This is a genomic window from Actinomadura sp. BRA 177 (assembly GCF_013372625.1).
GTDB lineage: Bacteria > Actinomycetota > Actinomycetes > Streptosporangiales > Streptosporangiaceae > Spirillospora.
In genome coordinates, this window is record NZ_JABXFD010000497.1 from 1 (window position 1) to 23,764 (window position 23,764).

General features: G+C 69.3%; 23 protein-coding genes. 14 read left to right on the forward strand and 9 right to left on the reverse strand.

What is annotated here, in order from left to right; all coding sequences use genetic code 11:
• Positions 1 to 434: 434 nt before the first annotated feature.
• Positions 435 to 1,463 (reverse strand): esterase family protein, encoded by a 1,029-nt coding sequence (locus tag HUX53_RS28685; RefSeq protein ID WP_176406337.1) that lies wholly within the window; start codon positions 1,461 to 1,463, stop codon positions 435 to 437.
• Between the two features lie 120 nt (positions 1,464 to 1,583).
• On the opposite strand from HUX53_RS28685, the gene HUX53_RS28690 reads away from it, so the two are divergent.
• Positions 1,584 to 2,315, forward strand: a complete 732-nt coding sequence (locus tag HUX53_RS28690) for an isocitrate lyase/phosphoenolpyruvate mutase family protein (protein ID WP_176406338.1) — start codon at positions 1,584 to 1,586, stop codon at positions 2,313 to 2,315.
• Positions 2,316 to 2,417: 102 nt separating this feature from the next.
• Positions 2,418 to 3,245 (forward strand): oxygenase MpaB family protein, encoded by an 828-nt coding sequence (locus HUX53_RS28695; RefSeq protein WP_176406339.1) that lies wholly within the window; start codon positions 2,418 to 2,420, stop codon positions 3,243 to 3,245.
• A gap of 6 nt (positions 3,246 to 3,251) precedes the next feature.
• On the opposite strand, the gene HUX53_RS28700 is transcribed toward HUX53_RS28695, so the two are convergent.
• Both HUX53_RS28700 and HUX53_RS42700 read right to left on the reverse strand, forming a co-directional pair.
• A complete protein-coding gene (locus HUX53_RS28700) occupies positions 3,252 to 4,958 on the reverse strand; it encodes a BCCT family transporter (protein WP_176406340.1) in 1,707 nt (568 codons plus the stop codon).
• A 102-nt stretch (positions 4,959 to 5,060) separates the two neighbouring features.
• Positions 5,061 to 6,242 carry a cytochrome P450 gene (locus HUX53_RS42700; protein ID WP_176406341.1) on the reverse strand — a complete coding sequence of 394 codons (1,182 nt, stop codon included), beginning with the start codon at positions 6,240 to 6,242 and terminating at the stop codon, positions 5,061 to 5,063.
• A 78-nt stretch (positions 6,243 to 6,320) separates the two neighbouring features.
• On the opposite strand from HUX53_RS42700, the gene HUX53_RS28710 reads away from it, so the two are divergent.
• The 4 genes from HUX53_RS28710 to HUX53_RS28725 all read left to right on the forward strand — a co-directional run bounded on the left by HUX53_RS28710 (position 6,321) and on the right by HUX53_RS28725 (position 10,592).
• Positions 6,321 to 7,160, forward strand: coding sequence for an SAM-dependent methyltransferase (locus HUX53_RS28710; RefSeq protein WP_309237483.1), 840 nt, complete (start codon positions 6,321 to 6,323; stop codon positions 7,158 to 7,160).
• Positions 7,161 to 7,284: 124 nt separating this feature from the next.
• Positions 7,285 to 8,007, forward strand: a complete 723-nt coding sequence (locus tag HUX53_RS28715) for an ABC transporter ATP-binding protein (protein ID WP_176406388.1) — start codon at positions 7,285 to 7,287, stop codon at positions 8,005 to 8,007.
• Positions 8,004 to 10,412, forward strand: a complete 2,409-nt coding sequence (locus HUX53_RS28720; protein ID WP_176406343.1) for an ABC transporter permease — start codon at positions 8,004 to 8,006, stop codon at positions 10,410 to 10,412. Before HUX53_RS28715 ends, HUX53_RS28720 begins: the two co-directional genes overlap by 4 nt.
• Positions 10,413 to 10,424: 12 nt before the next feature.
• Positions 10,425 to 10,592 carry a hypothetical protein gene (locus tag HUX53_RS28725; protein ID WP_176406344.1) on the forward strand — a complete coding sequence of 56 codons (168 nt, stop codon included), beginning with the start codon at positions 10,425 to 10,427 and terminating at the stop codon, positions 10,590 to 10,592.
• Here the strand turns inward: HUX53_RS28725 and HUX53_RS28730 are convergent.
• A complete protein-coding gene (locus HUX53_RS28730; protein WP_176406345.1) occupies positions 10,565 to 12,016 on the reverse strand; it encodes an aminotransferase class V-fold PLP-dependent enzyme in 1,452 nt (483 codons plus the stop codon). The two genes, HUX53_RS28725 and HUX53_RS28730, sit on opposite strands and share 28 nt — an antisense overlap.
• Positions 12,017 to 12,087: 71 nt before the next feature.
• On the opposite strand from HUX53_RS28730, the gene HUX53_RS28735 reads away from it, so the two are divergent.
• A complete protein-coding gene (locus tag HUX53_RS28735; protein ID WP_176406346.1) occupies positions 12,088 to 13,029 on the forward strand; it encodes a helix-turn-helix domain-containing protein in 942 nt (313 codons plus the stop codon).
• Here HUX53_RS28735 and HUX53_RS28740 read toward each other — a convergent pair.
• From HUX53_RS28740 to HUX53_RS28755, 4 genes are all read right to left on the reverse strand, one after another.
• Positions 12,999 to 13,259 carry a hypothetical protein gene (locus HUX53_RS28740; protein WP_176406347.1) on the reverse strand — a complete coding sequence of 87 codons (261 nt, stop codon included), beginning with the start codon at positions 13,257 to 13,259 and terminating at the stop codon, positions 12,999 to 13,001. The two genes, HUX53_RS28735 and HUX53_RS28740, sit on opposite strands and share 31 nt — an antisense overlap.
• Positions 13,256 to 13,828 (reverse strand): hypothetical protein, encoded by a 573-nt coding sequence (locus tag HUX53_RS28745; RefSeq protein WP_176406348.1) that lies wholly within the window; start codon positions 13,826 to 13,828, stop codon positions 13,256 to 13,258. The genes HUX53_RS28740 and HUX53_RS28745 overlap by 4 nt, the downstream gene beginning before the upstream one ends.
• Before the next feature lie 175 nt (positions 13,829 to 14,003).
• Positions 14,004 to 14,207 carry a hypothetical protein gene (locus HUX53_RS28750; protein WP_176406349.1) on the reverse strand — a complete coding sequence of 68 codons (204 nt, stop codon included), beginning with the start codon at positions 14,205 to 14,207 and terminating at the stop codon, positions 14,004 to 14,006.
• The gene (locus tag HUX53_RS28755; protein ID WP_176406350.1) at positions 14,204 to 14,434 is read right to left on the reverse strand and encodes a hypothetical protein; all 231 of its coding nucleotides are present in this window, start codon (positions 14,432 to 14,434) and stop codon (positions 14,204 to 14,206) included. The genes HUX53_RS28750 and HUX53_RS28755 overlap by 4 nt, the downstream gene beginning before the upstream one ends.
• Before the next feature lie 193 nt (positions 14,435 to 14,627).
• Between HUX53_RS28755 and HUX53_RS28760 the strand changes: the two genes are divergently transcribed.
• Positions 14,628 to 15,983, forward strand: a complete 1,356-nt coding sequence (locus HUX53_RS28760; RefSeq protein ID WP_176406351.1) for a helix-turn-helix domain-containing protein — start codon at positions 14,628 to 14,630, stop codon at positions 15,981 to 15,983.
• Complete coding sequence (locus HUX53_RS28765) at positions 15,980 to 16,534, forward strand: GNAT family N-acetyltransferase (RefSeq protein ID WP_176406352.1); 555 nt, start codon at positions 15,980 to 15,982, stop codon at positions 16,532 to 16,534. The genes HUX53_RS28760 and HUX53_RS28765 overlap by 4 nt, the downstream gene beginning before the upstream one ends.
• Here HUX53_RS28765 and HUX53_RS28770 read toward each other — a convergent pair.
• Positions 16,531 to 17,340: an rRNA adenine N-6-methyltransferase family protein gene (locus HUX53_RS28770; protein ID WP_176406353.1), complete on the reverse strand. Its 810-nt coding sequence runs from the start codon at positions 17,338 to 17,340 to the stop codon at positions 16,531 to 16,533. The genes HUX53_RS28765 and HUX53_RS28770 overlap by 4 nt on opposite strands.
• A 353-nt stretch (positions 17,341 to 17,693) precedes the next feature.
• Here HUX53_RS28770 and HUX53_RS28775 point away from each other — a divergent pair, with 353 nt between their 5' ends.
• From HUX53_RS28775 to HUX53_RS28795, 5 genes are all read left to right on the forward strand, one after another.
• Positions 17,694 to 18,827: a helix-turn-helix transcriptional regulator gene (locus HUX53_RS28775; RefSeq protein ID WP_176406354.1), complete on the forward strand. Its 1,134-nt coding sequence runs from the start codon at positions 17,694 to 17,696 to the stop codon at positions 18,825 to 18,827.
• A 332-nt stretch (positions 18,828 to 19,159) separates the two neighbouring features.
• Entirely contained in the window at positions 19,160 to 19,798 is a 639-nt protein-coding gene (locus tag HUX53_RS28780; protein ID WP_176406355.1) for a DUF433 domain-containing protein, read from the forward strand.
• Positions 19,798 to 20,232 carry a DUF5615 family PIN-like protein gene (locus HUX53_RS28785; RefSeq protein WP_176406356.1) on the forward strand — a complete coding sequence of 145 codons (435 nt, stop codon included), beginning with the start codon at positions 19,798 to 19,800 and terminating at the stop codon, positions 20,230 to 20,232. The genes HUX53_RS28780 and HUX53_RS28785 overlap by 1 nt, the downstream gene beginning before the upstream one ends.
• 30 nt (positions 20,233 to 20,262) lie before the next feature.
• Complete coding sequence (locus HUX53_RS28790) at positions 20,263 to 20,505, forward strand: hypothetical protein (RefSeq protein WP_176406357.1); 243 nt, start codon at positions 20,263 to 20,265, stop codon at positions 20,503 to 20,505.
• Positions 20,506 to 21,319: 814 nt separating this feature from the next.
• Entirely contained in the window at positions 21,320 to 23,761 is a 2,442-nt protein-coding gene (locus tag HUX53_RS28795) for an alpha-L-arabinofuranosidase C-terminal domain-containing protein (protein WP_309237484.1), read from the forward strand.
• The last annotated feature ends 3 nt before the right edge of the window (positions 23,762 to 23,764 follow it).

Genomic DNA, 23,764 nt, shown 5'->3' on the forward strand with positions numbered 1-23,764 from the left:
CTGGTGGGGCGACTGTGGGTGGTTCGTCTGGCGCGTTCGTGGGCAGCGGCAGAGGTGTATAAGCGACAGGTGGGGGGGGTCGCACCTGTGGCGGGGGAGGACATCGCCACGGCGAGGCCGACGGACAGTACCGTCGCCCCGATCGCGGTCTGGTGTCGCACGGGGGTGCTCCTTCCACGTGCCGGACGGCGCGGACGGACACGTGGAGGTCCTTGTGGGAGCGCTCCGCGGGGCCACCGCTCGCCCGGCGGGGGGTATGGATGGGGGACTCATCCGGATGAGCTGCCCCGAAGTGCATCCCGAATTGTGAAAAGTGTCAATGAATCCATTTGCTACTGGATTTTCAAGTCCGCTGCGACTGTGAATGAATGCCTTCCGGGCAGCGCGAACGGGCCGGGCCGATCATGTCGGCCCGGCCCGTTCGGAACCTCCGGCTACGGCGCGATGCGGCGGCAGAGCCAGGCGAGCGCCAGCGGGTAGCGGTAGTCGATGCCGCCGTGGCCCGCGTCGAACAGCTCGAAGCGGATCGCGTCCTCCTTGACGCCGGCGTCGAGAAGTGCCTGGTGGAAGGCCTGCGCGCCGACGTCCAGGAACCACTCGTCGCGCGTCCCGCCGTCGATCCAGATCGCCCGCTGCGACCGCATGGCCGCGGCGTGCCCCGGCACCATCCGGACCGGGTCGAAGGCCAGCCAGCGCTCCCACACGTCCTGCCGGAGGACGCCGGTGACCGGGTCGAACGGCAGCTCGGGCGTGCCGTCCTCGCGCGCGGAGTAGCAGACCGCCATGCCGAGGATGTTGAGCAGTTCCATGTCCTCGGGCTTGGTGAACGACGTGCGCGAGTTGAAGTCGTGCCACCAGCGCTGGATATCGCCGTCGTACTTGCGCAGATGCCGGACGCATTTCGGGAATTCGGGCAGGTAGCAGTACTCGAACAGCGCGTCGCCCGCGTGCGTCGCGAGGGCGCCGAACAGATCGGGCCGCAGCATCGGCGTGATCATCGCGCCGTAGCCGCCGCTGGACTTGCCGCTGATCGCGCGGTGCTCGGGCGCGTCCAGCGTCCGGTACCGGGCGTCCACCCAGGGGACGATCTCGTCGCAGATGTAGGAGTGGTAGCGGCCGGTGCCGGGCGAGTCGACGTACTGGCTGCCGCCGTGCGCGGTCCAGGCGTCCACGAACACGACGATCGCGGGCGGGGCCTCGCCGGACGCGAACACCGCGTCGGCCGTCTCGGGGAACGGCTGCCGGTACGGCATCCGGTTGCGCCAGATCCCGACGTGCCCGGTGAACCCGGTGATCACGTACACGCTGGGGTAGCGGCGCTCCGGCTCGTCGTCGTAGCCGGGCGGGAGGTAGACGAGGACGGGCCGCTCGTGCGGGTCCTTCAGCGGGTTGCCGCGCAGCAGCTCGCTGCTGACGACGTGCTCTTCCAGGCGTCCGGCGAACTCGGCGGACCACGGCAGCATGGGCGCTCCCTCATCGCGAGTGGATGATCGTCTCGACGCTAACCCAGGAGAGCGGCAGGGCACGCACCGATGAGATCCGGCGCGCCGTCTGGTCCACTGTCCGAGGGAGAGGAGACAGGTATGACCGATAACGCCGCACGGCTCCGGGAGCTGCACCGGCCCGGTGACCCGCTGCTGCTGCCGAACGTCTGGGACGCCGGCAGCGCCAGGATCGTCCAGGAGGCGGGGTTCCCGGCGCTCGCCACCGCCAGCGCCGCCGTCTCCGCGATGCTGGGCTATCCCGACCAGGAGGGCGCGCCGGCGGAGGAGATGTTCGCCGCCGCCGGGCGCGTCATCCGCGTCGCGACCGTCCCGGTCACCGTGGACGCCGAAGCCGGGTACGGGTTACAGCCCGCCGAGCTGGTGGAACGGCTGCTCGCCATCGGCGCCGCCGGCTGCAACCTGGAGGACACCTACGCCGGCGAGCTGGCCGAGCCGCAGGCGCAGGCGGAGTTCCTCGCCGCCGTCCGGGACGCCGCCGGCGACGCCCTGGTGATCAACGCGCGGGCCGACACGTTCATCCAGCGGGTCGCCGATCCGGTGGACGCCGCGATCGAGCGGGGACGGCTGTACCTCGCGGCCGGGGCCGACTGCGTCTACCCGATCGGTGCGCCGATGGACGCCGTTCCCGCCCTGGTCAAGGGGCTGCCGGGGCCGGTCAACGCGAACAACCCGCCCGGTACGTCTCTCGCGGACCTGGCCGAGGCCGGGGTGGCCCGCGTCTCCTACGGCCCCACGGCCTACCGGCGCGCGCTCGGGAACGTGCAGGAGTTCGCGGCCCGCGTCCACGCGAGGGAGGACCCGTACGCCTGACGCCGTGTGAGGGCGCCCACTCCCGGGCGCCCTTGCAAGCGCTCACTTACACTGGCACAGTGAGACGAAAATCGCCTCTATGTCTCAGGGAGTGAGGCCGGTATGACAGCGATCGCGGCGGAGACCGAGACCCCGAGGGTCGTCCTCGACTCCATCAGCGGCCTGGCCCTCGCCGGGGCCGCGGCGAACGTCGTCATGCAGCTCGCCCGGCTGCCCATCGGGTACGGCGTCGCCGAGAGCAAGGTCGAGAGCGGCCGCGTCGACAAGCACCCGGTCAAGCGCGGCCGCACCACCCTCACCTACATCGCCGTCGCGATGCTCGGCAGCGAGGACGAGCGCAAGGCGATGCGCCAGGAGGTCAACCGCGCCCACCGGCAGGTCCGCGCGAAGGAGCCCGTCGCCTACAACGCGTTCGACCCCGACCTGCAGCTGTGGGTCGCCGCGTGCCTGTACTACGGCCTCGAAATGATCTACGAGATGCTGTACGGGAAGCCGACCTCCCGGGCGGCGGAGGAGCTGTACCAGTACGGCGCCCGCTTCGGTACGACCCTGCAGATGAAGCCGGAACTGTGGCCGGCCGACCGCGCCGCCTTCGAGGAGTACTGGCAGGACGGTGTCAAGAAGATCCAGATGGACGACGTCACCCGCACCTACCTGCGCAAGATCGTCGAACTGCGCTTCCTGCACGCCCCGGTCCGCCTCGCGCTCGGCCGCTACCACACCTTCCTGACCCTCGGCTTCCTGCCGCAGCCCTTCCGCGACGAACTCGGCTACGCATGGACGCCGCGGCACCAGCGCCGCTTCGACCGCTTCACCCGGGTCATGCGGACCGCCAACCGCGTCATGCCGCGTCCGGCCCGCGAGTTCCCCTTCAACGCCTACCTCTACGACTTCCGCCGCCGCATCAAGACCGGCCGTCCCGTCGTCTGACCGGGATCAGGGTTCGGGAGTGTCCTCGGGGGTGGAGTTGGAGGCGCGGATCTGTAGTTCGAAGTCGCCCTCGTGCTGCTTGACGCCGTTGACGACGGCGTCCTCCAGGACCTCGGCGCCCTTGGTCTGGCGGCGCATCATCGGATCGTCGCGGAGGTCCTTGTAGAGCGAGAAGCACAGCAGGATCAGCACGATCGTGAACGGCAGCGCGCCGATGAACGTGATGTTCTGGATGCCGTTGAGCGCCTCGTCGCCGCCGATCACCAGCATGATCGCGGCGACGGCGCCGGTCAGCGCCCCCCAGAAGATCACGATCCAGCGGGCGGGGGTGGTCGAGCCGCGCTGGGAGAGCGTGCCCATGACCACCGACGCCGCGTCCGCGCCGGACACGAAGAAGATCGCGACCAGGATCATCACGATCACCGCGGTGATGGACAGCCAGGGGAGATGGCCGAGGACGTTGAAGGTGATCTGCTCCTCCGAGCCGTTCCCGTACGGGTTCAGGCCCTTGCGCTGCTGGCTGATCGCCGCCCCGCCGAAGATCGCGAACCAGACCAGGCTGACCGTGCTCGGCACGATGATGACCCCGGCGACGAACTGCCGGATGGTGCGGCCGCGGCTGATCCGGGCCAGGAACATGCCGACGAACGGCGCCCAGGAGATCCACCACGCCCAGTAGAAGATCGTCCAGTTGGCGAGGAACTGCTGCATCGCCTTGCCGCCCGTCGCGCCGGAGCGGGACGCCATCTCGCCGAAGTCCTGGATGTAGACACCGATCGAGGTGGGCAGCAGTTCGAGGATGAAGACCGTGGGGCCGACCACGAACACGAAGACCGCGAGGACGGCGGCGATCACCATGTTGATGTTGGACAGCCACTGGATGCCGCGCGCGATGCCGGACACGGCCGACAGGATGAAGCAGATCGTCAGCACCACGATGGTCAGCACGAGCACGGTCGTGCTGAGGCTCTCGATCCAGCCCGCCTCCCGCATACCGGTCTGGATCTGCAGCGCGCCGATGCCGAGCGAGGCGGCCGACCCGAACAGCGTCGCGAACAGCGCGAGGATGTCGATCAGCTTGCCCACCGGGCCGGCGGCGCGGCGGCGGCCGAGCAGCGGTGTGAACGCGGAGCTGATCAGCTGGCTGCGGCCGCGCCGGTAGTGCCCGTACCCGATCGCGAGGCCGAGGACGGCGTAGATCGACCACGGGTGCAGCGTCCAGTGGAACATCGTGGTGGCCATGGCCGTCTCGATCGCCGGCTCGCTCTGCGGTGGGTCCGTGCCCGGGACCGGCATCACGTAGTGCGTCAGGGGCTCGGCGGCGCCGAAGAACATCAGCCCGATGCCCATGCCGGCGCTGAACATCATCGCGATCCAGGAGACGGTGCGGAACTCGGGCTTGTCGCCCTCCTGGCCGAGCGGGATCCGCCCGTAGCGGCTGACGGCCAGCCAGAGGGAGAAGACCACGAACCCGGTGGCGGCGAGGACGAAGAGCCAGCCGACGTTCCGCAGCAGCCAGTTCAGCGTCGTCTCCGCCGCGGAGCTCAGCGTGCCGGTGGACGCCCCGCCCCAGAGCACGAACGCCACGGAGATCGCGGCGGTGACGCCGTAGACGATCCAGTCGGTGCGCGCTCGTCCGGGCTTTTCCAGGGACACCGGATCGGTGCCGGGGGAGCCGTCTCCGGCGTCGGCCTCTCGTTTGGGGCTGCTCATGATCTGGAGTCTTGCCCGGATAATCACTTCTCAGTTACATGGAGAAGTAATTCGTTCGCGACCTGCCGTTACTGTGGTGGTTCAGCCCTGTTTGGCGTCGGTTCAGCGGCGCACGGTGACTCTGGTGGGCAGTGACGCGAAGCCGCGGTCGTTGGACGAGCGGACCCGGACCGCCCGGTCGATATCGATCTCGAAATCGGCGACCGTGGCGGTGATCTCGCCGAACGCGATGCCGGCCTCCAGCTTCCCGAGATTCATGCCGAGGCAGTGGTGGCGGCCGTTCCCGAACGCGAGGGACGGCCTGGTGTCGCGGTCCAGGTCGAACCGCTCCGCGTCGGCGAACACGGCCGGGTCGCGGTTCGCGGCGCCGGTCAGCAGCAGGACGCGGGCGTCCGCCGGGATCGTCACCCCGTGCAGCTCGACGTCCTCGGTGGTGGTGCGGGCGAGCGCCTGGCTCGACGGGTCCCAGCGCAGGGTCTCGGCGATCCACTCGTCGACGCGCCCGCCGAACGCCTTGGCCCGCTCGTCCGGGTGGAGCCACGCGGCGTGCCAGGCGTTGCCGAGCGTCAGCATGGTGGTCTCGATGCCGGCGCCGACGAGCAGGATCAGCACGCCGACGATCTCCTCCGGGGTGAGCCGGTCCTCGCCCTCGGCCGCGTCCAGCAGGCCGGACAGCAGGTCGTCGCGCCGCTCCTTGGCCCGCTCGACCGTCAGCTCGGTGTAGTAGCCGACGAGCGCGCCGATCGCCTGCAGCGCCTCCGGCGGCATGTCGCTGCCCGCCTCGTCCCGGTACATGACGGCCATGCCGAGGTCGCGGACCAGGGCGCGGTCGGCCTCGGGGACGCCGACCAGCTCGGAGATCACGTCGGTGGGGAAGCGGCCGGCGAAGTCGGTCATCATGTCGAACTCGTCGCCCTCGACCAGCGGCCGCATGCACTCCCGCGCGATCTCGCGGATCCGCGGCGCCAGCGCCTGGACGCGCTTCGCGGTGAACGCACGGGATACCAGGGCGCGCATCCGGGTGTGCTTCGGCGGGTCCATCGCGACGAACGAGAAGAACCTCTCCGCGTCCGGCCCCCAGAACGCCGGCTCAATGCGCAGGCCGTTCTTACTGGAGAAACGCGCCGAATCCTGCAGCGCCGCGACGACGTCGGCGTGCCGGGACAGCGCCCAGAAGTCGTCATTCTCGTTCCGGTACACCGGTGACTTCTCGCGCAGCTGCGAATACACCGGGTAGGGATCGTCCTGAATGGCGAAGTCGAACGGGCTGTAGAAGAGATCCACGTCCGCCACCATTTCACAAAGCGCGCCGTTCCGGGGGTCCTGATGCGCAATCGGGGCGCACCCTGCACAATGAGTGGCGTGACCCCATCATCCGGACCATCCGGCTCCGCCGAGCCCGTCCCGCCGGGCATCGACCCGACGAAGGCGCACCCGTCCCGCCGGTACAACTACTGGCTCGGCGGCAAGGACAATTTCGCCGTCGACCGGGAGTCCGCGGAGATGGTCGCCACGGGCTTCCCCACGGTCCGGCTGGCCGCACTGGAGAACCGAGCATTCCTCAAGCGCGCCGTGACCTATCTGGCCGGCGAGGCGGGGATCCACCAGTTCTTCGACATCGGCACCGGGCTCCCGTCGGCCGGAAACGTGCATGAGATCGCGCAGGCCATCGAGCCGACGTCGCGCATCGTCTATGTCGACAACGACCCGGTGGTGCTCGTGCACGCCCGCGCGCTGCTGAACAGCGAACCCGAGGGCAGGACCGCCTACATCGAGGCGGACCTGCGCGACCCGGACAAGATCCTCGCGAACCCCGTCCTCACCGGCACCCTGGACATGTCGCGTCCCGTCGCGCTGATGCTGGTCGCGACGATGCACTTCGTCACCGACGATCACGACCCGTACGGCATCGTCCGCCGCCTGCTGTCGGTGCTCCCGTCCGGCAGCTACCTGGTGATGACCAACGCGACCGGCGACTACCTGACGCCGGAGGAGTACGCCCACAACGTGGAGGTGAACGAGCGCAGCGGCGTCCCGTTCCGGCTCCGCAGCCGGGACGAGTTCGCCCGCTTCTTCGACGGCCTGGAACTGCTCCCGCCGGGCGTCGGCTCGGTCGTCGAGTGGCGCTCCGACGTCCCGCCGGCGGAACGCCCCCCGATCGAGAAGGTCTCCATGCACTGCGCCGTCGCCCGCGTCCACTGACGCGGCTGATGGTGTAGCCCGCTACACCACCGATTCGGGAGCGCGCGCCCATGTGCCGGGCCCCTCCCGAACCTAGATTCGTCCAGGTGAGAGCGTTCGCCCACCCGGAGGGATCATGACGACGATGCTGGCCGAGGCCACCGCGGAGGCCGTGGGGCTCGACTCGGTCACCAAGACCTACGGCCCCGTCCGGGCACTGGACGGCATCACCTGGACGTTCCCGCGCGGCGGGTTCACGGCGGTGATGGGCCCGTCGGGTTCGGGCAAGAGCACCTTCCTGCACTGCGCGTCCGGGCTCGACCGGCCGACCGCCGGCACCGTCCGGATCGGCGGCGCGGACATCGGCCGGCTCAGCGAGACGAAACGGACGCGGCTGCGCCGGGAGCGCATCGGATTCGTGTTCCAGGCGTTCAACCTGATCCCGTCGATGGACGTCGAGCAGAACATCACGCTGCCCCTCCAGCTCGGCGGCCGGGACATCGACCGGGCCTGGCTGGACGAGGTCGTCCGCCGGGTCGGGCTCGCCGACCGGCTGCGGCACCGCCCGTCCGAGCTGTCGGGCGGGCAGCAGCAGCGCGCCGCCCTCGCCCGCGCCCTGATCACCCGCCCGGACGTCGTGTTCGCCGACGAGCCGACCGGCGCGCTCGACCCGCGCACCGCCCGCGACGTCCTGCGGATGCTGCGCGAGGCCGCCGATGAGACCGGGCAGACGATCGTCCTGGTCACGCATGATCCGATGGCCGACGCGTGGGCCGACTCGGTCGTGTTCCTCAGCGCCGGCCGGATCGTGGACGAGGTCGTCGCGCCGTCCGCCGCCGCGATCATGAACCGCTGGGAGACGCTGTGAGGCGCGCGTTCGTCGGGATCTTCGCGGCGCTGCTGTTCGCCGCCGCCCTGGTCGGGGCCTGCGGGGTGCTGCTGGAGTCGGCGTGGCGGGCGCACGCTCCGGTGGAGCGGTACGGCGCCGCGCCGACCGTCGTCACGGGGCCGCGGAGCGTTGCCGTCAAGATGAAGCAGCTCGGGGACGCGCCGGCGGAGCAGAGCCGGCCGCTGACCGAGCCGTCTCGGGTCCCGGTCGCGGTGGCGGATCGGCTTCGGGACGTTCCAGGCGTTAAGGGTGTGGTCGCGGACGTATCGTTCCCCGTTCTGTTGTCTTCGGGACGGACGGTCACCGGCCACGGCTGGGAGTCGGCGGCACTCCGCCCCTACCTGCTGAGCGCCGGACGTGCTCCCCGCGCGGCCGACGAGGTCGTGCTGAGCCGCTCGGCCGGTGTCGCGGTGGGTGCGACCGTCCAGGTGCAGACGAACGGGACACCGCGTCCCTACCGGGTTTCCGGGCTCGTCGCGGACGGTCCCGGCGCCGCGTTCTTCACCCCTGGCACGGCGGCGGCGCTGTACGGGCACCCCGGCCAGGCGGACGCCCTCGCCGTCATCGGCGACGCCGACGAGAACGCCCTGCGCAAGGCCGCACCGGGACTCACCGTCGCCACGGGAGCGGCGCGCGGCGACGTGGAGAACCCCGCCGTGGCGGCTGCGGCCCCCGACATCCTCCAGATGGGCGCCTCGCTCGGCGGCGTCGCCGTGATGACCGCGCTGGTCGTCGTCGGCGGACTGATCGTCCTGTCGGTGCGGGAGCGGGGCCGCGAGTTCGCGATGCTCCGCGCGATCGGCGCGACCCCGTGGCAGGTGCGGGGTCAGCTGGTGCGAGAGACGCTCAAGGCCGGTGTGCCCGCCGCGCTGGCCGGCGGCGCGCTGTCGCTGGTGCTCGGCGCCGCGATGCACGGCGTGATGGTTTGCAAGGGCGTCCTGCCGGACGGGTTCGGGCTGTCGCTCACCCCGCTGCCCGCGCTCGCCGCCGTCGCCATCACGCTGCTCGCGGCGGTCGGGACGGCGCTGATCGCATCGCTGCGCGTCTCACGGATCCGCCCGGTCGAGGCGCTGGGGGAGACGGCCGTGGAGTCGGCCGACCTGCCCCGGTGGCGCGTGATCACCGGGGTCGTCTTCCTGGTCATCGGGGTCAACGCGCTGGGGTTCTCCACCGCGTCGTCCGGATCGGCGGCGATCGCGGCGATCGGCGGGCTGGTCATGTCGCTGATCGTCGCGACAGCGTTCCTGGGGCCGCTGCTGGCCCGGTACGGCAGCCGCATCCTGGGCGGCGCCGCCCAGGCCGCCGCACCGGTGACCGGCCGCCTCGCCCGGCACAGCGCGGCCGCCGCCGCCCTGCGCGCCGGCTCCGTCATCACCCCGGTCGCGTTGGCCGTCGCGTTCGCCGGCACACAGCTGTTCGCTCAGACGACCCTCGTCCAGGCGACGACCGAGCAGGCGGCGGCCGGGAACCGTGCCGACCAGGTGGTGGTGTCCGCCGGGCCGGGGCTTCCGACGGACGTCGCCGAGGCCGCGCGCCGCCTGCCCGGCGTCCCCGCCGCCACCCCCGTCAACCGCACCACCGTGCTCATGAAGGTGAAGGAGTTGGGCGACGAGACCCTCACCTCGCTGCCGGCGCGCGGCATCGGCGCGTCCGCCGACGCCACACTGGACCCTGGCGTGACGTCCGGCAGCCTCCGCGACCTGCGCGGCAACACCGTCGCGCTGGGCAGCGACGTCGCGGGCGGCCTGCACGTCGGCTCAACTGCGCGGCTCTGGCTGGGGGACGGCACCCGGATCGACGCCCGCGTCGTCGCCGTCTACGAGCGCGGCCTGGGGCTTGGGAACGTCCTGCTGCCGCACGACCTCGTTGCCGCGCACTCGTCCACAGGCTTGGACGATCACGTCCTCGTGCGGGGCAAGGCCGACCTGAGTTCTGTCACGTCCGCCTACACCGGCGTCCAGGCGGTCGATCGTGACGCCTACGGCGCGAGCCTGTCGCAGGAGATCCGGCTGCAGGGCTTCTTCAACAAGGTCGTCGTCGCGGCCATCGGCGGGTTCATCCTCATCGGCGTCGTCACCACGCTCGCGCTGGCCACCGCTGCGCGGCGCCGCGAACTGCGCCTGCTGCGCCTCGTCGGGACGACCCGCCGCCAGGTCCTGCGGATGCTGCACCTGGAGGCCGGCATCGTCCTCGGCACCGGCATCGTGATCGGAGTCGCCATCGCGGCCGTGACGCTCATGACGTTCGCCTTCGCCGTCCGCGGCCTGCCGCTGCCCACGATCTCCCCGGTCGCCTGCGCGACCGTCCTCCTCGCGGTCGCCGGTTCAGGCGCCGCGGCCATTGTCGTCCCGGCGCGGCTCATGCTGCGCCGCCGCACCTCCTGAAAGGCACCGCAGATGAACAACCGCACCCGCTGGACGATCGTCGCCATCCTCATCGCGATCAACGCCGTCTCGAACGCCGCCCTCGGTGACACCTGGCTCGCGATCGCCGTCAGCGCACTCACCGGCCTTCCCGCCATCGCGCTGGTGATCGACTACTTCGTCCGCGCCCGCCGAACCTGACCCTTGCGCGCCTCACCCACGGCTTGGACGAGTTCCTCGATGTCGGCGGCCGTGGTGCGGTGGCTGATGACGCAGGCCCGGAGGGCGGCGCGTCCGCCCAGGTCGACGGGACTGATCCACGCGCGCCCGCTCTGGACGACCGTCCGGGCGAGCGCGTCGTGGTGCTCCCACGTCGCGGTACCGGGATCGGCGAAGCAGACGACGGGGAGCGGGGTGTCGTTGACGATGTCCCAGCCTTTCTCGGCGAGCCTGCCGCGCAGCGCGTCCGCCAGGTCGGCGTCGCGTTCGAGTTGCTCGGCGTACCCTTCGCGGCCGGCGACGGCGAGGCTCAGGAACAGCTTGAGGCCCATGAACCGGCGCGACCACTGCTGGCCGGACGTGTAGGGGTCCACGGTGTCGGGGATCTCGGCCGGCATGTAGGACGTGGTGACCCGGAACGTCTCCGCAAGGCCCTCCCCATCGGTGCACAGGAAGGCGCCCGCACCCATCGGGACGCTCAGCCACTTGTGCGCGTCCACCGTGATCGAGTCGGCACGCTCGATGCCGGACAGCGCGGGCCGCAACCGGTCGGACAACGCCGCCGCGCCCCCGTAGGCGGCGTCGACGTGGAACCGCAGTCCCTCGTCGTGACACAGGTCGGCGAGATCGTGCAGAGGATCGATGACTCCGGCGGCCGTGGTCCCGGCGGTCGCGACGACGAGGAACGGCAGATCGCCTCGCGCCCGGTCGGCGGCGATCTGCTCGGCCAGGACTCTCGTATCCATGCGCAGGTCGGGACGGGTGGGGACGAGGCGAACGGCGTCCCGTCCGAGCCCGGTGGCGTGCGCGATCTTCAACCAGGCCAGGTGGCTCTCCGCTGACGCGTACATGACCGGACGGCCTTTCAGCGCCCGCAAACCCCCTTCGCCGTACTCCGGCCACGTCTTCGTGAGCGCCAGCAGCACCGCAGTCATGTTCGCCTCAGCGCCACCGCTGGTGAACGACCCGGCGACGGCTTCTTCCGGATAGCCGAGCCGTCCGCCCAGGAAACGCAGCAGATGCGCCTCGATCTCCACCGCCGCCGGCGCGTGCGACCAAGCGGCGAGCTGCGGGTTGAACGCGGCGGCGAGCGTCTCGCCAACGACGCCCATCTGTGTCGGCGTCGGGTTGAACAGCCCGAAGTAGCGCGGATGGGTCGTATGGACGGTGGTCGTGCGCAGCAGCCCGGCCACGTCCTCGATCACGTCCAGGGCGGGTGTTGGACGATCGAAGCCGTAAGCGCCGACCGCGTCCCGCAGATCTCGGACGTCCACCGGCACGCTCACGTCTCGCCCGGCGATCTGCCGACGCTCGTCCTCAAGCAGGTCAACGACATGTCGCCACAGCTGCGCAGCTGCCGCCGGCTGCGGGTCGAAGGAGTCTCGTCCAAAAGGGAAATGATCCATGCCACCGACCCTCGCGCTCACGCACACATGGGCCAAGTGGCAGCATTGACCACCATCGCTAAATTAGTGACATGCACAAACTCGCCGTCGCCGTCGCCGCCGGGGTGCCGATCTTCGAACTGGCGATCCCGTGCGAGGTGTTCGGATACGAACGCCCAGGTCTCACCGACTGGTGGTACGACTTCCGCCTCTGCGCAGCCCCCGGCACCCGCACGGCCGCAGGATTCGCCGCACCCGCCGCACACGGCCTTGACGCCCTCGCCGAAGCCGACACCGTCGTGATCCCAGCCTGCGCGAACGTCATCGACAAGCAGCCGCCGGACCTGGTCGAAGCCGTCCGGACGGCCCACGCCAACGGCGCCCGCATCGTCTCGCTCTGCACGGGCGCCTTCGTCCTCGCCGCCGCCGGACTCCTGGACGGACGTCCGGCAACGACCCACTGGATGCACGCCGACCAACTGGTCGCACGCCACCCGGAAGTCAGGGTGGACGCGTCCGTCCTCTACATCGACGACGGCGACGTCTTGACCAGCGCGGGCACCGCCGCCGGGCTCGACCTGTGCCTGCACGTAGTCCGTAACGACCACGGCGCCGCAGTCGCCAGTGCCCTCGCAAAACGCCTGGTGATGCCCGCACACCGTCCTGGAGGCCAGGCTCAGTACATCGATGCGCAACCCGTCCACGAGGCTGACGAGCTAGGCCCGCTCCTCGACTGGGCCCGCCGAAACCTGCACGAACCCCTGACCGTGACCGCCCTAGCCCGTCGAGCCAACGTCACCACCCGCACCATGATCCGCCGCTTCCACGCCACCACCGGCACAACCCCCATGGCCTGGCTGCGCGGCATCCGCATCGACCACGCCCGCGAACTGCTGGAGACGACGACGCTCCCCATCGACCAGATAGCCGCCCACTCCGGCCTGGGCAGCCCCGCGAACCTCCGCCACCACTTCACCCGCACCGTAGGCGTCCCCCCGACCACCTACCGCCGCACCTTCTCGAACGCACACTGATCGCGCCGATGCATCGCCCACCGTTGAGCGGCGCCCACAACAGCCCTCGACCAAGGATGCGAAACCGACCAGAACGCCTCCAGCCATGTCGTGGCAAGGAGCCGCGCGTAGTAGTCGATCACCGTGGGATCGGCGGCCTTCCGCGCGTCCAGGCCGCTCACGATGGCTTCCGCGTCGCGCGGCTCGTGTCCGCACGCCACCAGGTTCACCACCAGGTCGGCCGGGTTCACGAACGACGCGCCCCGCGACGCCATGCCCCAGTCGACCAACGTTGCGCCGTCTTGCCTCGCGAGGACGTTCCCCGGTTGAGGTCGGTGTGCAACAGCGCTATACCGGCGAGACGTGACAGGCGTTGGGGCGCAACGGCGTAGTCGCTCCACCGCCCTTCGAACCACATGAGGCCCACATCGTCTGGGACGGTCAGCACGTCCAGCGCGGCGAGGACGTCCAGGACGGCGTCCAGGTCCGGGGAGTCGGGGGAGTAGTTCGCCCGGCGCCCCTCCACGTGCTCGAATTCCAGCAGCCGCCACCCTGCGGCGGTCACGTCACAGACCAGAGCGGGGGCGATCGCGGCGACGTGCGGCGCGACGGCGGCCTCCCGGTCGAGCTGTGCGACCGCGCGCTCGTCCTCAAGAGGTGCGCCCTTGAAGAAGACGCGACCCGTGCGGGTCCGCCCGACCAACGCGAGCGCCGACCGGCGTCCCTGCGTGATGGACTCCGTTTCGACCAGTGTGCCGACGCACCCGTGGACCGTTTCGCGCAGTTCGGACAGCAGGCCCTCCCACCCGATGCGGTCCATGAGGGGAGAGCCTGCCATGCGATCTCGCACCCTGTGCCTTGACGACACACGGGTTGGGTGGCCGGCACGGGTGGGAGGCCCTGGCTCCGCGCGTTTGCCAAGGGGTGCGGAGTTCGTAGGACGGACGGTGCCCGCCGCGCGGCCTGCCGGGGGGGCGAGGACCGCGCGGCGGTGTTCAGTGGGACGCCACCCGCAGGTGCCAGTCGACCAAGGCCGCGAGCTGCTCTTCGCTGGCCGCCTCGATCAGGCTTGGTCCTCGTCGTCCCGGCAGCATGGCCCACCAGCTCCCGGTGGCCTTGCCGTGCCAGTGCACGATGTGCTTCGGGATCGGTGGTGGGACGGCGATGGGCGGGATGTCCGTCCGGGTGTCGGCGATCACGACGACTCGATCTTGGCGGTGGCGTTCAGGAGCTCGCGCAGCCGCTCGGCCGACACGGCGCGCACCCACGAGACGCCGCCGCCGGACGGGTATCGGAACGGCATCCGCCTGGCCTCCCACGCGAGATCGAGGGCGTCCGGAGCGTTGTGGTGGAACGCCCAGTCGGGGAAGTCGGTGCGCAGCCCCGTCAACGCCTCCAACGCCGTCGAGTTCGGTACGTTGCTCATAGCCGGACTCCGTTTCCGGTCAGGCCCCGGAACCCCCGGCGTTCGCCCGCCGGCCGGGGCCGTCTTTGTGTCTGCGACACCTTTCGCCTCACACTTGACCGCAACTCCCTGTAGCGTGAAAGGCACTGTCCGCTGGCCCCCGGTGCGGGCAGCGAAGGGCAACGGGCCAACCCGGGGCGAAACGGGTGAGGTGATGACGACCTTCGGTGCGAAGTTGCGCGCCCTCATGGCCGAGCGCCAGATCAGTCAGCGCAAACTGGCCAAACTCGTCCCCTGCAACGACGGCCACCTGTCAAAGCTGGCCAACGACCGCAAGCGCCCGTCCCCCGAACTCGCCGCGCGGCTCGACGAACTCCTCGACGCGGACGGCGAGTTGGCGGTGCTCATACCTGAGCGTCCCGTTTCCCCGGCCAGCGGCCGCAGCATGTGTGATGACACCACCTCAGCAGGTCAGGGGGCGCTCAACGTCACTGCGTCCGGGACAGGTGGAGAACACCTCTTCAGGATGGTTGACGCGGGCGGTGACAATGTGACCGTGGATCGTCGCGCATTACTCGGACTCATGGCCGCCGCCACAGCGAGCGCTCTTCATGACACCGAACCGCTCCGCGAGGTCTTCGAAACGGCGCTCGCTTCGGACGCCGGTGACCGTGATGCGGACGCCTGGGAGCGCATCGCCCACAGCTACGCTCGCGAGGTTGGTTGGGCCGCCGACAGCGTTCTGCGGCCGGATCTAACCGCCGATTTCGCTGAGCTGACGCGGCTGCTGCCAACTGTGCGCGGAGCCACTCGGACTCGTCTGATCCATGTTGCTGCGCAGATGGCGGCGCTCATGGCCATCACGCTCACCAACGCCGGTGAGGGCCGAGTCGCGCGCCGTTGGTGGCGCACCGCCGCCCGTGCGGCTGACCAGACCGGTGACCACCGGATCGCCGCGCTCGTCCGGGGGCGAGCCGCCGTCTTCGCCCTGTATGCCGAGACGCCGCGACTGTCGGTGTTGGAGGCGGCCGAGGACGCCATCGCAGTCGGTCAGGGAAAGGCTTGCACCGGGGTGGTCTCCGGGTATGCCGCCAAGGCGCAGGCACTCGCCGAACTAGGCCGCCATGAAGAGGCAATCGCGGTGCTCGCCGACGTGCGCGGCATCTTCGAGCAACTGCCCGACGCCGTGGGCCGGGACCGAGGCAGCCAGTGGGGCTGGTCGGACGGCCGTCTCCATTACGTCACCAGCCTCGTCCACACCTGCGCGGGGAATGTCGAGTCAGGGCAAGCCGCGCAGGACGCGGCGCTGGCGGTCTACCCGAACCGCAACTGGCAGGCTCGTGGGCAAGTCGAGATGCATCGCGTCGGTGTCCTGATGTGCGCGGGCGATGTCGACGAGGGGGCCCGGCATATGACGCGAGTGCTGGAGGGGCTACCGGCCGAGCAGCGCAGTGACGGGCTGGTGCGAGGAAGCGCGCTGACCTCGTTGCGGCTCGTGGATCCCGCCGAGAGCGCGCGGGCTTCGGTGCGGCAGGCACGTGAGTTGCTCACATCGACAGGAGGACGATGACCCAGGACGTTGGCTTCACCCGCCACGACCCGGCAGAGGCCGAGCAGAATCTCGAAAGCGTGATCGTGCCCGTCTACGTCGCGTCGCATGAGGATGTGACCGACAGGCCGTTTTACTCGGCGGAGCGGTTCGCTGAGCGGTTCGTGAACTACGCCAAGGCCCCGGGGTTCGAGATCGTCGTCGCGTCCATCGGCGGCGAGCCGGTGGGGCAGGCGTTCGGGTACGCGTTGCCGGTCGCTGCCCGTTGGTGGGACGGACTGACCACGCCGGTGCCGGACGGGTTCACCACCGAGACGGGGTCACGGACATTCGCGCTCAACGAGTTGATGGTCGTCCCGGCATGGCAGGGCAAAGGCGTCGCGCACGCCCTTCACGACGCGCTATTGGATGGGCGCCGTGAAAAGCGCGCGACGCTGCTGGTGCGTGAAGACAACGAGTCGGCGCAGCGGGCGTATGCGCGGTGGGGGTGGCGGAAGGTCGGCAAGTCGCAGCCGTTCCCCGACTCGCCGCACTTCGACGCAATGATCCTCGACCTCCCGCTGAGCCGTTAGGTGATCGGGTTGTCCGGTGAATCGAGCCAGATGCGTTGACCCTCGGGGGTCACCGTGACGCCGTATCGGCACGCTTCCGGTTTACCGGCGGCCGCCCAACGTTCCTCTGTTTCCCGGATGGTCCGCTGGCGGAGGCGCTGACTGCGCATCGGCATGAACCAGGCAGGGGATCCGAATCGTCCTTCTGCGGTGCCGTCTGTTTCCACCTTGAGTGTGGCGAGCGGTTCGTCGGGATGGAACGACGCCACCCAGGGAACGAGGATCAGCCCGCCCGGACGGGTCTGCTCAACCCAGGCATAGGGCACTTCGCGGACGGCGGCGGTCGCCACGACCCTGTCATAGGGCGCGTTCTCCCGGTATCCCTGCATGCCGTCACCGGTGATCACCGTGACGGGGTATCCAGCCTGGGTGAGTGCCCGTCTCGCGTGATCGGCCAGGGACGCGTCGATTTCCACTGTCGTGATGTTCCCCGCGCCGGCCAACTCCGCCAGGAGCGCGGCGTTATAGCCTGACCCGCCGCCGATTTCCATTACCCGCAGGCCGGGACGCACTTCGAGGGCGTCCAGCATCTTCGCCATGATGTACGGTGCGCTGCTGGAACTCGTCGGCCACCTTCCGCGCTCGGTGGCCCCGTCGTCCACCTGGATGATCACCGAGCGTTCCGACTCGACCTCTCGCCTCCAGCCCTTCGGGTCGTCCGCCCGGCAAAGGGGACGAAACCAGCCGGTTCCCTCGTCCACGATCCAGATCGTTTCGGGCATGAACGGCTCACGCCGCACCCGCCGCAGGACCTCGTCGGCCTGCATCACACCTTCCCCGTGCCGTTGCACAGCGTGCACGGTATCTCCCGGCGGTTACCGTCGTCGCTCTTGATCTCCTTGCCCGAACCGTTGCACCCACTGCATTTCTGTGGCTGCCCGTGCTTTCCCATTTGTTGCCTTTCGTGTTCAGTAACCTCTCGTGTTCTCCATTCGACCGCAGAGCGAGCCGATGTGGCAGGTGCTGCCCGCTGGCCTTGCGCGCGGACAGCGGGAGATGACAGGCCAACCCGGGTCGAAATGGGCAGGTAATGCGATGCTGTTCTCTCTTTACCTGAACCCGACCGACTGTAGTCTGGAAAGAGACGTCCGTTCATGTGAGGCGTGGAGTAGGTGAGGCAATGGACACCTTCGGGCAGAAACTACGCGCGCTGATGGCCGAGCGGCAGATCAGCCAGCGCAAACTGGCCAAACTCGTCCCCTGCGACGACGGCCACCTCTCCAAGATCGCCAACGACCGCAAGAACCCGTCCCTTGAACTCGCGAGGCGCCTGGACGATTTCCTTGAAGCGAACGGCGAGCTGGCGGCGCTGCGGAGACCGGGCAGGTCCGAGCAGGCCCTGACTCCGGATGAAGGCGAGCGGCTCCGGCTCGCGGCGGGACGACCTTCGCGCGTAGATCAGGGGGTGGTCCAGGCGCTCGCCACGGTCCTGGCCGCGCAGCGCCGCCTGGAGGACTCGGTCGGATCGGCGGTGGTCATCCCGGCAGTGGATGCTCAGGTCGCCGAGATCGAGCGCATGGTGATCGACGCCTGCGGGGACGTCCGTCCAAGCCTGCTGAACGTCGCCGCGCAGTGGTCGCAGTTCGCGGGATGGCTTCACGCCAATGTCGGCGAGCACGTCGCGGGGCTGCGGTATCTCGGCCGCACCCTGCAATGGGCGACCGAGATCGGGGACCGGCAGCTCATCGGGGCGGTGATGAGCTGGCAGGGTTACATCGCCGAACGGCGCGGCCAGATCGGCGCGATGATCGGGCTGTCGCAGGCGGGGCAGCGCCTTCGGGCCGGGTCGGTCGGCCGGGTCTACGACCTCTACCAGGAGGCGCGTGCGCTGGCCTCCCTCGGTGAGGCCGACCAGGTGAGCCGCCTCACCGACATGGCGGCGGCCGAGGCCGCCGAAGCACGGCCCGAGGCCGCCCGCCCCTGGGAGTACTACTACTTCGAGCCCGGATTCTTCGGTCTGGAACACGGCTTGACGTACCGAATTCTCGGCCACACCGACCCCGCCTACAACGATGCCTCGATCGAGCACTTGACGGCCGGGCTGGGCAGCCTGCCGCCGGACATGCGCAGCTCGGAGTGGGCGGGCGATTTCGTGTACCAACTCGCGCTCGCCCACCGGCAGGCCGGGGACTCCCGCGAGGCCGAGCGCACGACCCGCGAGTTGGAGGAGATCGCCTCCCGGATCGACTCCGCCCGGCTCGCCCGCCTGCTGTCCGCGCTGCGCGAACCGTCCCACCACAAGCGGCCCGGGTAACCAGGGCCGTTCAGGCCGCGAACCGGCCGGCCGAACAGGGCGCCGCTCCCCGATACGGCTCGTCCGCGCGGTCCCGGGCCTCGCGGTCCGCCATCGGGGTCACATGCAGTGCGGGTCGCAACCGGTCCGACAGCACTGCCGCACCCCGTTGGACGGCATCTCCCCAACTACTGCTCTGCGCGGTCAGTTTCATTAATCCTCAGGTCAAGACGCCTCCTCAACCTGTAGACAGGCTGTTGGCGCGCTGCGCAGCGGCGCCGTCACAGGGGGTACCTATGGACGGGGTGAGGTTGTGATGGAGAATGCGTCAAGGAGCGGAGAAGGGCGGACCGGTGGCTTACACGACCAAGATGGCCGCTGCTCTGTCCGGCGCCACGACAAGCCAGCTGCGGCACTGGCGGAGAGAGACGGAAGTCGGCGTGGTCCTGGTGCCTGAGGTGGCCAGGAGCCCCCGGGCGCTCTACTCCTTCCGGGACGTGCTGGCGCTCCGCACTTTCGTGCACCTGCGCAACTCCAGTTGCCTGCAGAAAATCCGCACCGCGCTCGGAACGCTGCGGGACCTGGGTGAACGCGACCACCTGTCCTCGTACCAGCTGGTCACCGATGGCAGGACGATCCAGCTCGTCAGTGACGAAGAGGCGATCGACCTGGTGCGGAAGCCGGGACAGCGGCAGGTGGTGATCGTCATGGGGGACGTCATCGAGCCGTTCCCCGTCCGCGCGGGCGTGGTGGTCCCGCACCTCTTCCACCCCCGGAAGAACATCGAAGTCGACCCGGCCACACAGGGCGGGCACCCCGTCATCACGGGAACGCGCGTGCCGTACGACGCCGTAGCCGAGCTACTGGCGGACGGGGTCCCCGCGGAGCGAATCGCGGACTTCTATCCGGCGGTCTCGGTGGAAGCCGCACGCGAGGCCGCGGACTTCGCCAAGTACGTCGACAGCTACGACCTGGCGGCTCGAGCCTCCTGATGAAGGTCCTCGTCGACGAGGACTGCCCACTGCCGATGCTCGAACTGCTGCGGCACGTCCTCCCCAAGCACACCGTCCACCATGTCACTGACCGCAACTGGACTGGCAAGAAGGACGTTCGTCTCCTGACCGACGCCAAGCGCCACGGTTACGAGGTCTTCCTCACCAATGACCGGAACCAGTTGTCCGACCCCGAAGAGACCAAGGCGATCAAGAGGGCGGGCGTCCATCACGTCCGCTACCGTCAGCGACGCAAAGGAATGGAAGGGCTGGCACTGGCGATCGGTGCAGTGATCTCCGCGATGCCCGCACTGGTCGCTGAACTTGAAGCCGCATCAGGACAACGCCTGGTTCACATCGCGGGCTTGAACCCCCATGGCAGGTACGAGATCAAAGACCCGCTCAAGGAACCTCCGGACTACTGGCCGCGCTGACGGCGGCGGTGTGCAGTTCGTGAGGGGCTGGTGGGTGGCCTTGCCGGACGGGTCGTCTGCGTGGTCGACGACTTCCCGTGGGTCCACCGGGCCTCGGCCGACGCGCTGCTGTTCGCCGCCAGGCGGCTGGGGACGGAACGGATTGCGATGCTGTTCGCCGTGCGCGGGGACATGCTGGCTAAGGGCATTCCGCTGACGGTGGACGTGGGTGGCCTGGACGAGTCCGCGGCGGCCGAGCTGCTGGAGTCCCGGGATGGTTCGCCGCCCGCCTGACATCTGTGCAGTTCGCCGGGCGCGAATCGCTGCCCGACCCGTTGCCCGGCGGGGCTCGGCTCTTCGGTGAGCGTGTGGCCGCGTTGTCCGCTCCCGGGGATTTCCGCCGGGTGCACGTCGTCCTAGTGGAGTTGACCGAGGACGACCGCCGTGCCGGGCCCCTGGCCGGGGCCGCCCTCGGCCAGGACGAGCGGGTCGCCGCCGCGCTGGTCGCCGTCGCGAAGCGGGCGCATGGGGCACACGCTGCCGCCCGAGGTGCACGAGGAGCTAGCCGGCGCCATCCTCGCCCATACGGCCGGCTGACCCTGGCGCCGGCGCACGCTCGGGGGCAAGAGGATATTGACAACGGGCGAAGCGGCGGTGACACTCACTGGACCAAGCGGTAATCAGGGCGCTGTTTGGTTCGGCAGTTGATGTTAGCGCAAACATCAGGAGGTGCCTGGAGAAAGACACCTGCCCGTTGTCGATGCCCTGTTATCGTCCCCCGCCTAGTGCCATGGCGCCGTCGTGCGTACCGGATGCGGTCAGCCTGCGAGCACGGAGACAAGCAGCTCATTCCTGGTCGCGACTCGCTCAATCTGGTCGAGGTCGGTTAGTCGCATGCCATCGCGTTGAAAGAGTCGCCCGCCCGCGGGGCGGTCTGCATACATCCTTGCACTGAACGTGTTAGCGCAAACAAATATCGTATCCAGACATGTGTCACCCGTGACCTGGTTCTACGGCGTTTCATTGGGAGTAACGAATGCCGACACTCCGTCGAAGTCCGCAATTGGTGCTGGGGGCGGCCGTTACGGCCGTGCTTGTCGCCGTCCCGGTGAGCGCGAGGGCGCAGGCGCCGGCCGACTACACGCTTCGCATCGACGCCGCAGCCGCTGGGCCGCGCATTGCCGACAGCATGTACGGCATCTTCTACGAGGACATCAATCGTGCTGCCGACGGCGGTCTTTACGCTGAGCTCGTCCAGAACCGCTCGTTCGAGTATGAACCGGCCGACAACGCCTCTTATACCGGGCTGACCGCTTGGACGCCCACTGGCGGCACTGCGCGGGTAGTGGACGACGAAGGTCGACTCAACGAGCGCAATCGCCGGTACTTGCGGCTCGACCTCGCAGGCGGCGCGTACGGGGTCACCAACGCCGGCTACAACAGCGGCATCGCCGTGGAGAAGTCCGAGAAGTACGACTTCTCGGTATGGGCGCGTACCACCGACCCCGCCGGTACCCGGCTGACGGTCAGCCTGGCGGATACGGCGGGCGTCGAGCTGGCCCGGCCGCTGCGGGTCACCGTCAAGGGCGACAAGTGGGTCAAGTACGAGGGCACCGTCCGGGCTCGTCAGGACAGCGCCTCCGGGAGGCTGGCCGTGACCGCGAGCGGGTCGGGGACGGTCCGCCTCGACATGGTGTCGCTGTTCCCCCGCGATACGTTCAAGCACCGGCCGAACGGGCTGCGCAAGGACCTCGCCCAGAAGATCGTCGAGCTGAACCCCGGGTTCCTCCGGTTCCCCGGAGGCTGCGTGGTCAACACCGGCAGCCACTACGGCTACGAAGCCCCCAACTACGAACGGCGCCGCTCCTACCAGTGGAAGGACACCATCGGCCCGGTCGAGCAGCGGGCCACCAACGCCAACTTCTGGGGCTACAACCAGTCCTACGGCCTCGGCTACTTCGAGTACTTCCAGTTCGCCGAGGACATCGGCGCCATGCCGGTACCGGTGGTGCCCGCACTGGTCACCGGATGCGGCCAGAACCAGGTGACGGACGATCCCGACCTGCTGCGGCGGCACATCCAGGACACCCTGGACCTCATCGAGTTCGCCAACGGCCCGGTGACGTCCACCTGGGGCGCGAAGCGGGCCGAGATGGGGCATCCCCGGCCCTTCGGCCTCACTCACATCGAGGTCGGCAACGAGGAGAACCTCCCGGACGCCTTCTTTGAGCGGTTCGTCCAGTTCCGGGACGCCATAAACCGCCGCTATCCCGACATCACCGTGATCAGCAACTCCGGACCCGACGACTCCGGCCTCACCTTCGACCGCGCGTGGCAACACAACCGGCAGGCCGGCGTCGCCATGGTGGACGAGCACTACTACAACGACCCCACCTGGTTCCTGCAGAACAACGACCGCTACGACACCTATGACCGCAACGGTCCGCAGGTGTTCCTCGGCGAGTACGCCTCGCGCGACAACCGCTTCTTCAACTCCCTCGCCGAGGCCGCGTTCATGACCGGGCTGGAGCGCAACGCCGACATCGTCAAGATGGCCTCCTACGCCCCGCTGCTGGCCAACACCGACTACGTCCAATGGCGTCCGGACATGATCTGGTTCGACAACCACCGCTCGTGGGGGTCGGCCAACTACGAGACGCAGAAACTGTTCATGAACAACGTCGGTGACCAGGTCGTGCCCAGCCAGGCCAGCGGCACGCCGGGGCTGCTGGAGCCGATCACCGGCGCGGTCGGGCTGTCCACCTGGCGGACCAGCGCCGCCTACGACGACGTCACGGTCACCTCCGCCGACGGCGACACCCTGTTCACCGACGATTTCTCCGCCGGCGCCTCCCGATGGACGAACATCGCCGGACGCGGAACCTGGGCGGTCGAGGACGGAGCCTACGTCCAGCAGGACACCGCCGCCGAGAACACCATGGTCAGCGCGGGCGACCCGGCCTGGCGGAACTACGACCTGCACGTGAAGGCCACCAAGCGCGCCGGCGACGAGGGCTTCCTGGTCGCCTTCGGCGTCCGCGACACCGGCAACTTCTACTGGTGGAACCTCGGCGGCTGGAACAACACGCGCTCGGCGGTGGAGCGCGGCACCGACGGCGCCAAGCAGAGCATGATCGAGGACGCCACCCGCATCGAGACGGGCCGGCAGTACGACCTGCGCGTCGAGGTAAGAGGCAGGAAGGTGACCCTGTACCTGGACGGGCAGGTCTGGGGTTCGTTCACCGACGACGCGGTGGCCGAGCCGTTCCGCCAGGTCGTCACCCGCGACAGGGCCACCGGCGAACTGATCGTCAAGGTGGTCAACGCCCAGGCCACGCCCGCGCGCACAGAGATCAATCTCGGCGACGACGTCCGGGTCGGCCCGCGCGCCCGCCTGACGACCCTGAGCGGCGAGCCGGACGCGGTGAACACCACCGACGCCCAGCCGATCCGTCCGGTGAGATCCACCCTGCACGGCGTCGGCAACGAGTTCACCCACACCTTCCCGCCGTACTCGATCACCTTCATGCGGCTGAAAGCGAGGAGATAACAG

What these genes read in the sequence shown, in the direction of transcription:
- HUX53_RS28685 (WP_176406337.1), bottom strand. Translation starts at nt 1,463, where the DNA reads ATGCTGCCGTGGTCCGCCGAGTTCGCCGGACGCCTGGAAGAGCACGTC.
- HUX53_RS28690 (WP_176406338.1), top strand. Translation starts at nt 1,584, where the DNA reads ATGACCGATAACGCCGCACGGCTCCGGGAGCTGCACCGGCCCGGTGAC.
- HUX53_RS28695 (WP_176406339.1), top strand. Translation starts at nt 2,418, where the DNA reads ATGACAGCGATCGCGGCGGAGACCGAGACCCCGAGGGTCGTCCTCGAC.
- HUX53_RS28700 (WP_176406340.1), bottom strand. Translation starts at nt 4,958, where the DNA reads ATGAGCAGCCCCAAACGAGAGGCCGACGCCGGAGACGGCTCCCCCGGC.
- HUX53_RS28715 (WP_176406388.1), top strand. Translation starts at nt 7,285, where the DNA reads ATGCTGGCCGAGGCCACCGCGGAGGCCGTGGGGCTCGACTCGGTCACC.
- HUX53_RS28725 (WP_176406344.1), top strand. Translation starts at nt 10,425, where the DNA reads ATGAACAACCGCACCCGCTGGACGATCGTCGCCATCCTCATCGCGATC.
- HUX53_RS28730 (WP_176406345.1), bottom strand. Translation starts at nt 12,016, where the DNA reads ATGGATCATTTCCCTTTTGGACGAGACTCCTTCGACCCGCAGCCGGCG.
- HUX53_RS28735 (WP_176406346.1), top strand. Translation starts at nt 12,088, where the DNA reads ATGCACAAACTCGCCGTCGCCGTCGCCGCCGGGGTGCCGATCTTCGAA.
- HUX53_RS28745 (WP_176406348.1), bottom strand. Translation starts at nt 13,828, where the DNA reads ATGGACCGCATCGGGTGGGAGGGCCTGCTGTCCGAACTGCGCGAAACG.
- HUX53_RS28755 (WP_176406350.1), bottom strand. Translation starts at nt 14,434, where the DNA reads ATGAGCAACGTACCGAACTCGACGGCGTTGGAGGCGTTGACGGGGCTG.
- HUX53_RS28760 (WP_176406351.1), top strand. Translation starts at nt 14,628, where the DNA reads ATGACGACCTTCGGTGCGAAGTTGCGCGCCCTCATGGCCGAGCGCCAG.
- HUX53_RS28765 (WP_176406352.1), top strand. Translation starts at nt 15,980, where the DNA reads ATGACCCAGGACGTTGGCTTCACCCGCCACGACCCGGCAGAGGCCGAG.
- HUX53_RS28770 (WP_176406353.1), bottom strand. Translation starts at nt 17,340, where the DNA reads ATGCAGGCCGACGAGGTCCTGCGGCGGGTGCGGCGTGAGCCGTTCATG.
- HUX53_RS28775 (WP_176406354.1), top strand. Translation starts at nt 17,694, where the DNA reads ATGGACACCTTCGGGCAGAAACTACGCGCGCTGATGGCCGAGCGGCAG.
- HUX53_RS28785 (WP_176406356.1), top strand. Translation starts at nt 19,798, where the DNA reads ATGAAGGTCCTCGTCGACGAGGACTGCCCACTGCCGATGCTCGAACTG.